Source organism: Mesorhizobium sp. LNJC391B00, assembly GCF_000502535.1.
In the GTDB taxonomy this organism is placed as follows: domain Bacteria; phylum Pseudomonadota; class Alphaproteobacteria; order Rhizobiales; family Rhizobiaceae; genus Mesorhizobium.
Window position 1 is genome coordinate 192,865 of record NZ_AYWI01000003.1, and the last position, 15,324, is coordinate 208,188.

Consider the following 15,324-nt stretch of genomic DNA (forward strand, 5'->3'; position numbering starts at 1 on the left):
CTACCTGACTTGCTTGCGCGGTTCTGAACAAGATGTGTTTCGCCGATCGGCGCGCGACGATTTATGATGGGTTTCCGAGAATCGCAGAACGGTTCGGGCGGGAGGGTTGTCCGGTGCGGTTGAAATCTCTGGCTGTCTTTGTCTTTGGCCTCCTCGCCATCGCCGGCATCGCCTTGACGATGTCTGCCCGGTCTTTTGCCGCGTCCTCCGATATACCGGCCTGGCTGCAGGCCCATGTCGGCAATGACGACGGCGAGATTTCGCAAGTGGTGCTGGAGCGGGCGCGCGCGCTTTACCTGAAGAAGGTCGCGCAAGGCGCGGTCCACAATGGCTGCTATTTCGCCATGGATGCGACGCGCCCCGGCGATCTCGGCAATGGCGTGCTGGGGCGGCGCTACTACGTCATTTGCGAGGCCAAGCAGTCGTTCAGGGCGATCTCGTCGGGCCATGGGGGCGGCCGAAATTTGAAAGGCGTGGTCGATTTCTCCAACGGCAAACGCTGCGCGAAAAACTTCGGCAATGCCCTGGACTCGTCCTTGACGACCGGTGGCGCCTATATGACCGGCGAGGCAAAGACCTCATTCAAGGGTTTTTACCGCATCGGCGCAAAAAAGGACCAGGCGCTGCTGCGCACCTTCATCCAGTTCGACGGTGAGGGGGAGACGGCGAATGCCAGGCAGCGGGTGATCGGTGGCCACGCGGCGCGGCTGTTGCGCGGCATGTGCCTGCGCAAGAACCCGAACAGCTCCTATGCCGACCATGACGGCTTCGTGCCATACGGCAAGCTGGTGGATTATGCCGGCGGCCGCAGCAATGGCTGCACCAGCTGGTCGCCGTCCGACGCCGACCAGATCATTTCGATGGTGAAGGGCAATCCGACGACGCTCTATATCTACCCGGAATCGCGCGACATCACCGCCGTTGGTAAATCGGGCGCCTATTGGAATGCGTCCTGCCTGAAGGAGATCGGCAAGCCGAAATTCTGGCCGCGAAAGAGCCTTGAGCCGATCATCGCGCAATACGCCAAGGACAACCCGCCACCGCCGCCACAACCGTTGCCGATCTGCACCGGGCCGTGAGGGATGAGTCCTCGGCTCGGCATTGTCGGCGGCGCGGACTGGCTGGGCGGCGCCGCCGATCCGATGGGCTCTACTGATTGATCTCGGGTTCGACGAGCTTTGCCAGATTGCGCAGCGACTCCTGCCAGCCGAGATAGCAGGCTTCGGCCGGAATAACGTCCGGAATGCCGGCCTGCGTGATGTCGAGTTCCGTGCCGACCGACACTTTCTTCAGCAGCACGGTCACTTCGATCTGGCCGGGCAAATTGGGGTCGTCGAACCTGTCGGTGTAGCGCAGGCGCTCGCCGGGAACGAGTTCGAGATATTCGCCGCCGAAGGAATGGCTGCCGCCCGTCGTGAAGTTTCGGAACGACATCTTGAAGGCGCCACCGACTTTCGCGTCGAAGCTGTGCACGGTGCAAGTGAAGCCGTTCGGCGGAAGCCATTTCGCCAGCGCGTCGGCTTCTGTGAATGCGCGGTAGACCTTCTCCGGGCTGGTCGTCAGAACGCGGTGCAAACGTACGGTGCTTGGCATCTCTTCGGTATCCTTTGTGGTTTCGTTGTTCTATGCCCCAAGGACGGGTGAACCTCACCCGGTCCGACATAGCCTGTCAAATTTTCTTGAGCCCTTTGCCGGCAGCCATCCGCCCGCGACTTCGAGTCGCCGCCTCAGGCAGGCGGTCGTGTCGCGTCAAATTGCATGAATCATTGACAGGTTGCCTAACCTTTCGGCGCGGATCTCACAATTTATTAAAATTGTAAGTCTCTCCTATAAAGTTGTATTAGGATCAGCTTAACGCCTTCGGCATTATCTATTAAATGATGGGCGACGATCTCCTTGGTGTACTATAGAATGATTCCCTGGAACGACGGATCAATTTAAGAGTTGATCCGAAATGGTCGCTCGAAGGTTGTCGAACGACCAAGGCAGCACGCGCAAGGAGTGTCGGAATGACCACAGTCCTCAACGCCAAAGGCATTCCACTTCCCTATACCGGCGCTTCCACCCATTGGTTCTCGGCGACTGGAGGCGCGCCTTACCGCTACGGCACCTCGGGCAACGATTCCTTCTGGGGCGACACCAACGTCAAGGTCACCATGTATGGCGGCGCGGGCGACGACTATTACCATCTCTATTCGACGATCAACAAAGCGGTCGAGAACTACGGCGCGGGCGTCGACACGATCGATACCTGGATGAGCTACAAGCTGCCCGCGAATTTCGAGAACCTCGTCGTCACCGGAGACGGCCACTATGCCTTCGGCAATGGTCAGGACAACATCATAACGGGCGGCGCCGGCAGCCAGACGCTGGACGGCGGCAAGGGCAATGACGTCCTGATCGGCGGCGCCGGCGCCGACACCTTCATCATCAACAAGGGCAATGGCAGCGACCTGATCTCCGATTTCGGCGCGACCGACACGGTGCGCCTCAACGGCTATGCCTTCACCTCGTTCGAGGCCGTCCACGCCAATATGGTCCAGGTGGGATCGAACGTGCAGCTGAACCTCGGCTCGAGCGAGGTGCTGGTGTTCCACAACACCACGATCGACAAGTTTCAGCCCGGCCAGTTCGAGCTGCCGATCGACAAGACCGGCATGACGCTGTCGTTCAACGACGATTTCAACACGCTGAGCCTGTGGAACGGCCAGAGCGGCATCTGGGATTCCAATTTCTGGTGGGGGGCGCAGAACGGCAGCTCGCAGCCCCAGAACGGCGAGCTGCAATGGTATATCGACGCCAATTATGCGCCGACCAGCTCGGTCCATCCGTTCAGCGTCGCAAGCGGCGTGCTCACCATAACCGCGGCGCATGCGCCCGACGACATCAAGCCGCTGATCAACAATTACGAATACACTTCCGGCATACTGACGACGCACGACACCTTCTCGCAGACCTATGGCTATTTCGAAATGCGGGCCGATCTCCCGGAAAATGCCGGCGCGTGGCCGGCCTTCTGGCTTCTGCCCGAAGACGGTTCATGGCCCCCGGAACTCGACGTGATCGAAATGTATGGGCAGAACCCGAATGCGCTTCTCATGACCGCGCACACAAATGAGACGGGAACCCACACCACGGTCGGGTCGACGGTGAATGTCTCCAACACCGACGGCTATCACACCTATGGCCTGTTGTGGACGCCGGACAAGCTGGTCTGGACCTATGATGGCGTCCAGGTCGCGGAAGCGGCGACGCCGTCCGATATGAACAAGCCCATGTATATGCTGGTCGACCTTGCGGTCGGCGGTCAAGCCGGCGCGCCGCCCGACCATCTGGCGACGCCCGCGCAAATGAAGATCGACTATATCCACGCCTATACGCTGAACGATTTGCAGCAGAGCCATCTGAGCACGACAGCCGAGCACGCGGTCTAGATGTCACGGGACCGCGCGCCACTCAGGGATGCGGCCATCGGCCTGCGCCCGGTTTTCCTGCGCGGCATTGCCGATATCGGCATCTTTTCGTTGCTGATCAACATCCTGCTCCTGGTGATCCCGCTCTATCTGCTGCAGGTCTATGACCGGGTGTTGCCGTCCTCCAGCGTCGAGACGCTGCTTTATCTCTCGGCCATGGCGGTCCTCGCGCTCGCCTTCCTCGGCCTGCTGGACGCGGTCCGCGCCATCTACGCGCAACGTGTTGCGGCCACCGTCGACCAGAAACTGGGCGCGCGGACATTCGCCGCCTCGCTTGGCGCCAGACATGCCGGCAGCGGGCTGTCGCCGCTGAACGACCTTGCCACGACTTGCGCCTTCATCAGGTCGCGCGGCGTGGCGGTGTTGTTCGACCTGCCGTTTGCGCCCGTCTTCCTGGCCTTGCTCTATTTCATCCATCCCGTCCTGTTCTGGCTGACGCTCGCCGGCGCCGTGCTGCTGTTTCTCTTGGTCGTGGCCAACCAGCTTGCCATCGGCAGGAACGATGCCATGTCGGCGGAACGCTCGGCGGTGGCCAGCCAGGCGGAGCAGGCCTTCGCCCGCAACACCGACACGCTGCGCGCCATGGGCATGGTGCAAAATGCCGCCGCGGTCTGGGGACAACACGTTGCTGAGGCGCTGACCCTGCATGACCGTTCCGGAAGCGCCAATGCGATCTTCAGCGCGACGTCGCGGGCGCTGCGCATGATGCTGCAACTGGCGATCCTCGGCGCCGGCGCGTGGCTGGTGCTACAAGGGCAGATGACCGCCGGCATGATCTTCGCTTCGTCGCTGGTGTCGTCGCGCGCGCTGCAGCCGCTCGACCAGCTGATCGGATCCTGGCGGCAGATCGTCGACGCCAAGCGATGCTGGAAACGGCTGGACACCGCCCTTGCGGCGCAACCAGCGCAGGGGCGCAAGCTCGCACTGCCCGATCCATTGGGCGCGATTTCGGTGCAGGATCTGTTCTTCATCGCGCCGACTGCGGCTTTCGGCACGGAGCCCATCCTCAAGCGGTTGAATTTTGCCATCGGCGCCGGCGAAGCGGTGGCGATCGTCGGCCCGAGCGGGGCCGGCAAATCGACGCTGGCGAAATTGCTTGTGGGCGCGCTGCAGCCGACCGGCGGCGCGGTCAGGGTCGACGGCGCCGACCTGAGGAGCTGGGACGAAACCCAGCTTGGCAGGCATATCGGCTATCTCGCGCAGGAGGTGGAGCTTTTCCCGGGATCGATCGCGCAAAATGTCGCCCGCTTCGAACCCGACGCCGATGACGCCGCGATCGTCGAAGCGGCCAGGCGCGCCGAGGCGCATGAGCTGATTCTCACGCTGCGCGACGGCTATCAGACCATGATAGGCCCGTCGCATACCGTGCTGTCGGGCGGCGAGCGCCAGCGGATAGGGCTGGCGCGCGCCTTCTACGGCAAGCCACGCATGCTGGTGCTGGACGAGCCCAACGCCCATCTCGACGGCAGTGGGGAGGCGGCGCTCGAAGGGATGCTTTCGGCCGCGCGAAGTGTAAGCGTCACGACAGTCGTCATCACGCATCGCCCTTCGATCGCCGCGGCCTGCGACCGCGTCATGGTCCTGCGCAACGGCATGGTCGAAGCTTTCGGCCCTGCGAGCGAGGTGCTGAGGCAACCGGCGGCCGGCAAGGCCGGGAGCGCGGTGGTGACAGGCTCGTTCGTGCCGACCGTGCGCCCGCACAGCGTCCGCTTCGGGTCATAGACGATGATGCAGCAGAGCCTCGCCTTCGAAGGTCGACCGCGCACCGACTTCCGCCGCATGGCCGTCGTCGGCTACGTGGCCATAGCGCTCTTCGTCGGCTGCTTCGGCTATTGGGCGGCGAACGCGCCGCTCTCCGGCGCGGTGATCACCTCCGGCACGATCTCGGCGACGGGCGGCAACATCCTCATCCAGCACCCCGAGGGCGGCATCATCGAGCAGTTGCTGGTGCATGAAGGCGACCGCGTGCAACAAGGCGAACCGCTGGTCCTGCTCGACCGCAGGGCGGCCGAGACCGACCTCAACCGGCTGACCAGACAGACGATCGCGCTCAGGGCAAGTGCCGCGCGACTTGAGGCCGAGCGCGACGGATCGGACAGGCTGGCGCCGATCGCTGAAGCAGCACCCGCGCCGTTCCAGCGCGATTTCGACAATCTGGTGCACGAACAGCAGAAGGAGTTTGAGGCCAGGCTCGCCCGGTTCCGCTCCGAGCAGTCGATCCTGGCGCAGCGCGTCGCCATGCATCGTGAGTCGGCGCTGGGACTGGACGCGCAGAAACTGGCCATCCAGCAACAGGCCGAGATCGTGAAGAAGGAACTCGGCATCAAAACCGGCCTGCTCGACAAGGGTCTCACCAACCGCAGCGAATATTCGCAGCTTCTGCGCAGCGAGGCCGATCTGGTCGGCCAGGCCGGCGCGCTGGAGGCGGATATCGCAGCGACCAAGACGCAGATCGTCGAAGCCCAGGCGCAGGTCGAGCGCGCGACCACGCAGCGCGTCGAGGACGCGCTGACCAAGCTCGACGAGGTTCGCACCAGCCTGGCCGACATCGGCGAACAGATCACCGCAGCCGAGGCGGTGCTGGGGCGCACGACGATCAAGGCGCCGGCAGCCGGCATCGTGGTATCCTCGATCTACAACTCCAAAGGCAGCGTGATTGCGCCGGGGCAGAAGATCATGGAGATCCTGCCGACCGCGTCGGGCCTCATCGTCGACGCGAAGCTGCGGCCGAAAGACGTGGATCTGGTTCGCGTCGGCCAGCCGGCGAAACTCAGGCTGTCCGCCCTGAACGCGCGCCTCACCCCTGAGGTCCCGGCTACGGTGACGCAAATTTCCGCCGACCGGCTGATCGATGAAACCACGCATGAGGCGTATTTCCGCGCCAGGCTGAAGATCACCGACACGCTGCCGCAGGGCGTGAAAGCCGAGCAGCTTTACCCGGGAACGCCGGTCGAGGCGTTTATCAGCACCGGCGACCGAACCTTCCTCGAATATCTGGCGCGGCCGATGCTGGACTCGTTCGCGCGGGCGTTCACGGAGCGATAGGCGCCAACTCGTCCTCCCAGTTGACGCCGCCGTAGAACACCCTGAGAATCACCACCTGGTCGCCTTCTACGGTGAAGGCCATAGTCAGGCGGCGCTCGAAGCCAACGATGCGAAGCCCCGGCCGCACATCATCCCTTAGGGTTCCGCGTTCCGAGGCATAGTCGAGACCCAGGCAAAATCGCTCGATCCGCTCGATGTAGCGAAGGGCGGTGAGGTTGCCGGATGCGTGAGCGACCGTATCGTATATCCATAACAGGTCCGTCTGGGCTTCCGACAAAAGGACAACATGCCGGCGCTTCACACGTTCCCCTTGAGGCGAGCTGCGTGATGTGCGCGGATGCTATCAAAAGACTTGTCGGCCGGGATGGCCTGGGAGGGGTCTGCCTTCCACCTATCATAGGTCGGCGCGACCTCCTCACGCAGCCAGCGCTCCACGGCGGCGTCGCGTTCCTGCAATGCGCGAAGACCGGCGCGGATCACTTCACTGCTGGTCGCGTATGTGCCGGACCGAACGAGCTGGTCGATGAAAGCAGCCTGCTCGGCCGGCAGGCTGAAGGTGCGTTTTTCGGTGGCGGACATGGATCCCTCCTATCAGGTTGGTATGATATTATCATACCAACGGCGAGATCGCACGCCCCAATATAGGCTTAGGGACCGCTCCCCTTGCCGTCGGCAAAGACACCGGACATTCGGTTCGGATGCCTGAGATGGGTCGGCGTGATACCGGTCTGATGGCGGAAGACACGGCTGAAATGGCCGGCATTGGGAAAACCGCAGCGGTAGGCGATGTCGCCGATTGCCAAGTCGCTCCCCTCCAGCAGCGACTTGGCCTGATGTACGCGCAGCGCAAGATAGGCGGCCATCGGGCCGATGCCGAGCTCGGCGCCGAACAGCCGCTCAAGCTGGCGCCGGGATAAATGCAACCGGCCCGCGATCTCGGCGACCGACAGCGTCTCCTGGAGATTGCTTTCCATCAGAAGCAGCGCCCGTTTCACCGCTCGGCTCGACGCGGCCGGAAAGAGATCGCCGACGGGCTGCACATCCAGGCTCGAGCGGATGCGGTCGAGCACGAGGATCTTGGCGGCTTTTTCCGCAGCCTTGCGGCCGATGAACTGCGACACGAAATGGCCGGCAAGGTCGGCCGCACCCGTGCCTCCGGCGCAGGTCGAGCGGCCCCTATCGACGGAAAACAGGCTGTCGGCATGGGCGTTCACATCAGGGAATTGGCTGCGGAAATCTTGATATGGAACCAGCTGACGGCGGCACTGTAGCCATCGAGCAGGCCGTAGAGCGCGAGCACGAAGCTGCCGGTGCAGAGTGCCGTCAGCGGCACGCCCTTTTCGGCCGCCCGCAAGAGGAAGGCCTCCTTTTCGGAGCTGAGGCTGCGGTTGGTGTCGAGCAGGCCGCCGACCACGACGACATCGTCGAACTTCTGCGGATTGCCGATCGCCTTGGTCGGCAGCAGCTCGACACCGCAACTCGCCCGGATCGGCAGGCCACGCTCGCCGACGATCTCCCAGTCGAAGTCGATCCGGCGGCAGATGTCGGAGATGAGATTGACGACCTTAGTGTGCAACCGGTCGGCCATCTCTTCTCCAATGTTTCGAGAATAGGTCCAAAAGAGCTTTGACCGATTGTTGGAGCCGAATGTAAGGATGATCTTCGGTTAGGCGGGAGGGAGCATGGGTCTCGACTTGGCGGTTTTTAAAAGCGTTTCGACCATGGAGCGGGAATTCCCCGGCTATCGCTTTCAGCGGGATCCGGAAAACGGCGAATGCGAGGTGATCCATCCCGAAGACGTGACTCTCACCTGGGACGATGTCACAACGCGTGACTGGCGTGTCGGAAACATAGCCCACATTGCGGCGCTCGGGGAGCTGATTGCCGGTCTTCTCGGCGAAGGGTCAGCGCTGGAACGGATGGTCCTCCTTTCAGCCAGCGGTGTTGGAGACGTCATCGAGGAGCCGAGCTTCGGCGAGCTTGAGCGCGAATTGCGACTGATCGAATCCAGCACCGACCCATGGGTTCGGGAATTTGCCGATGGACTAGTGGAATTGATCAGTATGGCACGGCGTGAGAAAAACCCTATCGTGTTTGTGTAACCTGCAGCACCAAAGCGGAGCCCAAGCCATGACCCTGACCAATCGCGATATCATCGAGCTGACGGCATGGCGCCGCAAGCTGCACCAGCAGCCGGAAATCTCCAACGAAGAGGAAAAGACCGCCAAGGAGGTTGTCGACTTTCTCGCCGATACCGGGCCGGACAAGGTGCTGACCGGGCTTGGCGGCCATGGTGTGGCAGCGGTGTATGACAGCGGCAAGGCAGGGCCTACGGTGCTGTTCCGCTCGGAGATCGATGCGCTGCCGATCGAGGAGCTTTCGGGCGTCGACCATGCCTCGCAGGTGCCGGGCAAATCGCATATGTGCGGCCATGACGGCCATACCGCGATCCTGGCCGCACTCGGCCGTCAGCTCGGGCGTGAACGGCCGGCGCGCGGCCGCGTCGTCTTGATGTTCCAGCCGGCGGAAGAGACCGGCAATGGCGCGGCCGGCGTCGTCGCCGATGCGCGCTTTGACGAGATCGCGCCCGATTTTGCTTTCTCCCTGCACAATCTGCCGGGCGTGCCGTTCGGCGAGGTTCGCCTCAAGCCCGGCGTGGTCAACTGCGCCTCGCGCGGCATCCGCATCGTGCTGGACGGCAAGACCGCGCATTCGTCCATGCCCGAAACCGGCGTATCGCCGATGCTGGCGGTGAGCGAGCTCATGCCGCTGCTGCCGGCGCTCGGACGCGGCACCTTTGCCGACGATGATTTCAGCATGGTCACCGTCACCCATGCGACGATGGGCGAGGCCGTGTTCGGCATCGCGCCCGGCTACGCCGAGGTGTGGGCGACGCTGCGTACAAGGCGCGACGAGCGCATGGCGGAACTGGTCGCGGCGGCGGAAGCGTTGGCCACCAGGATCGCGGCCGAGCACCGTCTTTCCGTGCACTGCGATTATCATGAGATTTTCGTCGCCAGCGTCAACGCGCCCGATGCGGTGGAGCATCTCAACCGCGCGTTGGACGAAGAGGGTGTGCCGCGCAGCGAGGAAGCCCTGCCGATGCGCGCCTCGGAGGATTTCGGCATTTTCGGCCACAAGGCGAAGTCGGCGATGTTCTTCCTCGGCGCGGGCGAGCGCACCCCGTCATTGCACAATCCCGACTATGATTTTCCCGACGATCTGATCCCGATCGGCTCGAAGATCTTCATGCGCACGGCGCGCAACCTGCTGGGGTGAGCGGCCCTGCAAAATCCGCATCCTGAAGCTGCCTTTTTCCCGCTGGAATCGTCTTGTAGTCGCCTCCTACATTAGGAGGGGCTTGCGGATGAGAATTGCAATGGTCGTCGCGTTGACTGCGACAGTGGCAGGGTGCGTATCGTCTCCGGTCCAGTATGGAGCCTCGCTCTCGCCGCAGGACCCGAAATGGGCGACGCCGGAATGCCAGCAGGCCCGCACGGATGCCTTGAACTACGACCGGCGCGAGAAGGAGCATCCGGGATGGGCCGCCGGCGTCGTGCTGGGGCCCTACAGCATGGGTCTCGTGGCGGCGATCAAGGAGCATGAGCAGCAGCAGCGAAGGCTGTTGGCGCGCCAGATGCATCTGCAGTGCTCGAGCCTGCCGCTGCCGAAGGATTTGGACTTCGATCCGCAAATCTACGCACCAAAGCCGGGGAAATATCCGTAGGGCTGGGATTGGTTTGCACAGGGACCATAGCGGAGGCTTGCGCCCTACGAATACCCCCGCCCTCAATCCCTCCCAACAAGGGGGAGGGAGACTAGGTTGGCGCTGATTTCCGCAAAACCGTCTAAGTCGACTTAAAAAAGGGCTGGGCGTGCGGCAGCGTTCCCTCCGCCTTGTGAGGGTCCGAAGGACGGGCGAAACCCTGGCTCGCCCCGGCAAGTTAGAGTGGGGGTCCTCTTCGTAAAAGCTCATATGCGATAGCCCTTGCCCCGAGGCATTGGCATTGCCAGCTCTGTATGAAGCGCTCCTCCGCTCTCCCCACCAGCTTTGCGCCTTGACCCACCGAGAGCTCTCCCTGGAACCAAATCCCAGCCTAAACTGTTCCAGTTTGATTCGACGCCGCCTGCCGGTTGGGTGAGCGGCGCACTTGAGGAGCTCCCACCATGACCATCTCGTCCAGCTTTCGTTCGCTCGCGGTTGCGGCCATCACAACTGTGTCCGTCAGCGCTGCCAGCGCCGCGCATGCCGATAGCGGCACGATCCGCTTTGCCGTCTACAAGGCGGCCTTCTTCGTCGGCGGTTCCGGCGGCGAGGGGACGCTGACCTTCCACGGCCGCTCCTATCCCATCACGATCGGCGGCGTTTCGGGCGGCTTCGCCTTCGGGGTTTCCAAGACCTATTTCCGGGGCACCGTGCGCCATATCCGCAGGGTGCGGGATGCGACCGGGGTTTATGGCGCGGCCGGCGGTGGCGGCGCGCTCGGCAAGGGGGCGCAGGTGATCGTCATGACCAACGACAAGGGCGCCCAGCTCGAGCTTACGGGCCGGCAGGTGGGCCTGCAGGTGAATGCGGATTTGAGCGGGATGGCGATTTCGTTGAAGTAGGGGGGCGGGCGAGCTCTGGGTGGGCACAGGCGCCCAGGGTGATGGCAATCGCTTAGGGTGCCCCCCACTCCGTCTCGGCTTCGCCGAGCCACCTCTACCCCCACATTCGTGGGGGAGAGGAAACGCTAATTTTCNCCCCACTCCGTCTCGGCTTCGCCGAGCCACCTCTACCCCCACATTCGTGGGGGAGAGGAAACGCTAATTTTCGAGGTTGCGGCCTCGACAGTGTTGAGTTTTTTCTTCGCTCGAAAAGCTTGGCATTTCCTCTCCCCCACGGACGTGGGGGTAGAGGTGGCTCGGCGAAGCCGAGACGGAGTGGGGGCTGGCGCTGGCCTCGGCCCCCTACCGCTCCTCCACAATCCGCAAATACGCCGCCGTCACGAACAGCACGATCAGCCCGAACAAGATCCGCCGTGCCCCCTCCGGCATCTGCAGGATGGTCAGCAGCGTCGTCAGCACGGTCAGGATCAGGGCGCCGATGATGGTGCCGGTGTAGCCGCCGCGGCCGCCGAAGATGGAGGTGCCGCCGATGACGGCGGCGGCGACCGAGGGCAGCACCAGCGGTTCGGCGAGCGACAGCGACGGCGCCTTGATCAGGCCGATATAGAGCAGGCCGGTGATGCCGGCGAGCACGCTGGAGGTGACGTAGAGCGCGGTGATGACCTGCCAGTATTGCACGCCCGACAGGCGGGTCGCGCGCTCATTGTCGCCGACGGCGTAGAGCAGGCGGCCGAAGCCGGTGCGGGCGAGCGTGAAGACGATGAGGGCGGCGAGCGGCACGAACAAAAGCAGCGCGTTGGGGAAGCCCCATGTCACGCCGGTGCCGAGCCAAGCCAGGAAGTCGGGGATTTTTGCGCCCGACGCGATCACCGTGCGCTGGTAGACCTGCAGGCAGCCGGTGCCGATCAGGCTGGTGCCCAGCGTCATGATCAGCGGGTGGACGCGGAAGACACCGACGCCGATGCCGTTGACGAAGCCGATCAGCACCGCCGGCATCATCGCCAGCAGGAACGCCACCGCCGGGTCCTGGTTGACCACTTGCGTCGCCATGATGAAGGCGCTCATCGTTGCCACCGTGCCGACCGACAGGTCGATGCCGCCGGTCAGCATGGTCATGGTCTGGCATCCCGCGAGGATCGCCAGCGGGATGGCGAATTTGATGGTGTTGGCGATCCAGCGCTCGTTGACGATGCCGGGGCGCAGGACCTGCAGGATCACGACCAGGATGGCGAGCAGGACGATCAGCGGGATGAGCGGGCGATCGGCCATGAAGCGCTTTATGCGGCGGCCGAAGGGGACGGGGGTGATGGCGGCGGTGCTCATGGGGCGGCTCTTGCTCGCGATGAGGTTTGCAAGGTGCGGCAAGTTGGTGAGGACAGTGCTCTACGGCGCCCCCCTCTGGCCTGCCGGCCATCTCCCCCACTTGTGGGGAGATTGGCAGCTTCAGCGCCTCGCTCATTCTTGCAAGGTTGGAGATTGGCGAAGGTCGTCGCGACATCCAATCTCCCCCCTCGTGGGGGAGATGTCCGGCAGGACAGAGGGGGGCGCGAAGGAACGCCGACGTCTCTCTGCGACAGCACACCCATCATTGCCGCCCCCGCATGGTGATAAACGCCCCGAACATCACCACCGCCACCATGATCAGCCCTTCAATAATCGCGGTGACATTCGGGTCGATGGCGAGCAGCGTCAGGTCGGTGCGCACCAGCCTCAACACGAAGACGGCGACGATGGGGCCGAGCAGGCCGCCCTTGCCGCCGCCGAGCGCTACGCCGCCCAGCACCACGGCGGCGACGCTGGCGAGCAGATAGGGGCCGGGGATGGGGGCGCCGATGCCGGTGCTCATGGTCAGCGCCAGGCCGCCAAAGGCGGCGAACAGGCCCGACAGCGCATAGGCGATGATGCGAGTGCGCTTGACCGGCACGCCGGAGCGGAACGCCGCCAGTTCGCTAGAGCCGATGGCGTAGATGGAGAGGCCGAGGCGCGAGCGCCGCAGCGGTATCCAGATGACGCAGAGGCACACGATCAGCACCAGCAGCGCCTTGGGCAGCCAGGCATCTACGGCGTCGGGCAGGCCGGGGATCGGTACCGTGCCGGAGATCAGCGCCTTCAGCCATTCGGCGATGCCACCGCCGGGCGCATCGAGCACCAGCAGGGCGGCGCCCTGCAGCACGAACAGCATGGCCAGCGTGACGACAATGTCGGGCACGCGGGTGACGACGATGAGCAGGCCGTTGAGCGCGCCAAGGCCAAACCCCATGGCCAGCACGAAGGGCACCACGAACAGCGCGTATTCCTCGCTCGCGCCATTCATCATCGACGCCGCGGTGACGCTGGTCAGCGCCATCATGGCGGCGACCGACAGGTCGATGCCGCCGGCGATGACGACCACCGTCTGCGCGGCGACTGCGAAGGCATAGGGCAGAACGGCGCGGGCGAGCGAGCCGAAATCATTGCTGCCATAGGCCGGCTGGATGATCCTGGTGGCGATGAACAGGACGATGAGCAGGGCGAACAGGCCGACAACCCAGCCCTGGCGGCGCAGGAAATGGCTCATGGCGTCGCCTCCGGCGAAGCCGAAGTGTTCGCGGTCGGATCAGCCAATATGCCGATATCGGCCTTGGCGCCGCGCGGCAGGCCGTAGGCGGCGCGCATCAGCGCCGGCTCGTCGGCCTCCTCGACCGGAAAAATGTCGACCAGGCGGCCGCCGAAGATGACGATGACGCGGTCGCAGACGCGCTGCACCTCCTCCAGCTCCGAGGTGTAGAACAGCACCGACTTGCCGTTGCCGGCGAGTTCGCGCAGCAGCTTGTAGATCTCCTGCTTGGTGCCGACATCGATGCCGCGCGTCGGGTCGAAGCACAGGATGGTGCGGGCATCCGCCGCGATCCAGCGGGCGATGGTCACCTTCTGCTGATTGCCCCCGGACAGGCGCTGCACCTCGCCTTGCGCGCGGGTGTCGATCTGCAGCCGCTCGATGGCGCTGAGCACGGTCGTGCGTTCGCGGCGCCTGTTGATCGGGCCCCAGTTGCGCAGCGCGGCACTGAAAGGCAGCGCGATGTTTTCGCGCACCGAGCGCTGCATGGCGAGCGCTTCCGAGCGGTCGCCCGGCACATAGGCAATGCCGGCGCGGATGGCGTCGATCGGATGCGAGAATTTCACCGGCTGGCCATCGACTTCGATCGTGCCGCCGGAGGGCCGGATCGAGCCGGCAAGGGCGGCGAACAACTCGTCCTGGCCCTGGCCTTCGAGCGCCACGACGCCGGCCACCTCGCCGTCGGCGAGATCGAAGGAGACATCGCTGAGCTTGGCGCCGACGCGCAGGTTTCGCACCGAAATGCGCGGCCGGGTGGTCGCGGGCGCGGCCTTCTCGGCGGCGCTGCGGGCGGCGACATGAGTTTTCACGATACGGGTGCCGAGCATCAGCTCGACGATCTTTTCCTCGACGCCCGGCACGATGTCGACGACGCCGACGGTCTCGCCGTCGCGCAGCACGGTGGCGCGGTCGCATAGTGCGGAGATTTCGACGAAGCGGTGCGAGATGAAGATCACGGCGCGGCCTGAATCGCCCTGGCGGCGCACCACTTCCAGCACCTTTTCGGCGAGGTTGGCGGGCAGGGCCGCCGTCATCTCGTCAAGCAGCAGCACGTCGGGCCCGACGGCGAGCGCCCGCGCCAGGTCGAGCACGCGCAGCACGGCCAGCGGAATGTCGCGCGCGGTGTCGCGCAGATCGAGGTCAAGAATGCCGAGCTCGCGCACCCAGGCGCGGAACGGCTCGACCGGCGTGCCGGTGAGCCTGAGATTGGAGAGAACGTCGAGATCGGGGATTAGCGACGGCTCCTGGTAGACCGGCAGCAGCCCGGCGCGGCGCGCGGCGGCGGGCGAGCGAATGTCGCGCGCTTCGTCGCGGATCAGGATGCGGCCGGCATTGGCGGGAATGGCGCCGGTCAGGATCTTTACCAGCGTCGACTTGCCGGCGCCATTGGCGCCCATAAGCGCGTGGACTTCGCCGGGCCGGACGGAGAGCGACGCGTTGCGCAAGGCCGCGACCGCGCCGTAGTTCTTGGCGACGCCGGTGGCGTCGAGGAGGGGGCTGGTGGTCAAATCGATGTCCGCATCAGAAATTCTCTTGCTGGCACTCTACGGCGCCCCCCTCTGTCCTGCCGGACATCTCCCCCACTTGGGGGGAGATTGGCAG

Annotated in this window: 16 protein-coding genes; 8 read left to right on the forward strand and 8 right to left on the reverse strand. The window is 64.2% G+C overall.

Annotated features, from left to right (window positions below):
- Positions 1-113 precede the first annotated feature (113 nt).
- Positions 114-1,079, forward strand: coding sequence for a hypothetical protein (locus X750_RS156040; RefSeq protein WP_023691929.1), 966 nt, complete (start codon positions 114-116; stop codon positions 1,077-1,079).
- 70 nt (positions 1,080-1,149) lie between these two features.
- Here the strand turns inward: X750_RS156040 and X750_RS156035 are convergent, their stop codons facing one another.
- Positions 1,150-1,593, reverse strand: a complete 444-nt coding sequence (locus X750_RS156035; protein WP_023683102.1) for an SRPBCC family protein — start codon at positions 1,591-1,593, stop codon at positions 1,150-1,152.
- Between the two features lie 416 nt (positions 1,594-2,009).
- On the opposite strand from X750_RS156035, the gene X750_RS156030 reads away from it, so the two are divergent.
- From X750_RS156030 to X750_RS156020, 3 genes are read left to right on the forward strand one after another with little or no spacing between them, the layout of a single operon-like run.
- Complete coding sequence (locus X750_RS156030; RefSeq protein WP_023747055.1) at positions 2,010-3,434, forward strand: family 16 glycosylhydrolase; 1,425 nt, start codon at positions 2,010-2,012, stop codon at positions 3,432-3,434.
- Positions 3,435-5,195: a type I secretion system permease/ATPase gene (locus X750_RS156025; protein ID WP_023707581.1), complete on the forward strand. Its 1,761-nt coding sequence runs from the start codon at positions 3,435-3,437 to the stop codon at positions 5,193-5,195.
- A 3-nt stretch (positions 5,196-5,198) separates the two neighbouring features.
- Positions 5,199-6,518, forward strand: coding sequence for an HlyD family type I secretion periplasmic adaptor subunit (locus tag X750_RS156020; RefSeq protein ID WP_023747056.1), 1,320 nt, complete (start codon positions 5,199-5,201; stop codon positions 6,516-6,518).
- Here X750_RS156020 and X750_RS156015 read toward each other — a convergent pair.
- The 4 genes from X750_RS156015 to X750_RS1000000166775 all read right to left on the reverse strand — a co-directional run bounded on the left by X750_RS156015 (position 6,505) and on the right by X750_RS1000000166775 (position 8,106).
- Positions 6,505-6,819: a type II toxin-antitoxin system RelE/ParE family toxin gene (locus X750_RS156015; RefSeq protein WP_023747057.1), complete on the reverse strand. Its 315-nt coding sequence runs from the start codon at positions 6,817-6,819 to the stop codon at positions 6,505-6,507. The two genes, X750_RS156020 and X750_RS156015, sit on opposite strands and share 14 nt — an antisense overlap.
- Entirely contained in the window at positions 6,816-7,097 is a 282-nt protein-coding gene (locus tag X750_RS156010; protein ID WP_023669694.1) for a type II toxin-antitoxin system ParD family antitoxin, read from the reverse strand. The genes X750_RS156015 and X750_RS156010 overlap by 4 nt, the downstream gene beginning before the upstream one ends.
- A gap of 68 nt (positions 7,098-7,165) precedes the next feature.
- Positions 7,166-7,732, reverse strand: a complete 567-nt coding sequence (locus X750_RS1000000166770; RefSeq protein WP_245271821.1) for a helix-turn-helix domain-containing protein — start codon at positions 7,730-7,732, stop codon at positions 7,166-7,168.
- A complete protein-coding gene (locus tag X750_RS1000000166775) occupies positions 7,729-8,106 on the reverse strand; it encodes a DJ-1/PfpI family protein (protein WP_245271822.1) in 378 nt (125 codons plus the stop codon). Before X750_RS1000000166775 ends, X750_RS1000000166770 begins: the two co-directional genes overlap by 4 nt.
- A gap of 94 nt (positions 8,107-8,200) precedes the next feature.
- On the opposite strand from X750_RS1000000166775, the gene X750_RS156005 reads away from it, so the two are divergent.
- The 4 genes from X750_RS156005 to X750_RS155990 all read left to right on the forward strand — a co-directional run bounded on the left by X750_RS156005 (position 8,201) and on the right by X750_RS155990 (position 11,126).
- The gene (locus X750_RS156005) at positions 8,201-8,620 is read left to right on the forward strand and encodes a hypothetical protein (RefSeq protein ID WP_023683109.1); all 420 of its coding nucleotides are present in this window, start codon (positions 8,201-8,203) and stop codon (positions 8,618-8,620) included.
- A gap of 28 nt (positions 8,621-8,648) precedes the next feature.
- Positions 8,649-9,797: an amidohydrolase gene (locus X750_RS156000; RefSeq protein ID WP_023747058.1), complete on the forward strand. Its 1,149-nt coding sequence runs from the start codon at positions 8,649-8,651 to the stop codon at positions 9,795-9,797.
- A gap of 88 nt (positions 9,798-9,885) precedes the next feature.
- Positions 9,886-10,245, forward strand: a complete 360-nt coding sequence (locus X750_RS155995) for a hypothetical protein (protein ID WP_023747059.1) — start codon at positions 9,886-9,888, stop codon at positions 10,243-10,245.
- A gap of 440 nt (positions 10,246-10,685) precedes the next feature.
- Entirely contained in the window at positions 10,686-11,126 is a 441-nt protein-coding gene (locus X750_RS155990; protein ID WP_023686526.1) for a hypothetical protein, read from the forward strand.
- Between the two features lie 342 nt (positions 11,127-11,468).
- Here the strand turns inward: X750_RS155990 and X750_RS155985 are convergent, their stop codons facing one another.
- The 3 genes from X750_RS155985 to X750_RS155975 all read right to left on the reverse strand — a co-directional run bounded on the left by X750_RS155985 (position 11,469) and on the right by X750_RS155975 (position 15,230).
- The gene (locus tag X750_RS155985) at positions 11,469-12,449 is read right to left on the reverse strand and encodes an ABC transporter permease (RefSeq protein ID WP_023747060.1); all 981 of its coding nucleotides are present in this window, start codon (positions 12,447-12,449) and stop codon (positions 11,469-11,471) included.
- A gap of 262 nt (positions 12,450-12,711) precedes the next feature.
- Complete coding sequence (locus X750_RS155980) at positions 12,712-13,683, reverse strand: ABC transporter permease (protein WP_023710849.1); 972 nt, start codon at positions 13,681-13,683, stop codon at positions 12,712-12,714.
- Complete coding sequence (locus X750_RS155975; protein WP_023704175.1) at positions 13,680-15,230, reverse strand: sugar ABC transporter ATP-binding protein; 1,551 nt, start codon at positions 15,228-15,230, stop codon at positions 13,680-13,682. The genes X750_RS155980 and X750_RS155975 overlap by 4 nt, the downstream gene beginning before the upstream one ends.
- Between the last annotated feature and the right edge of the window lie 94 nt (positions 15,231-15,324).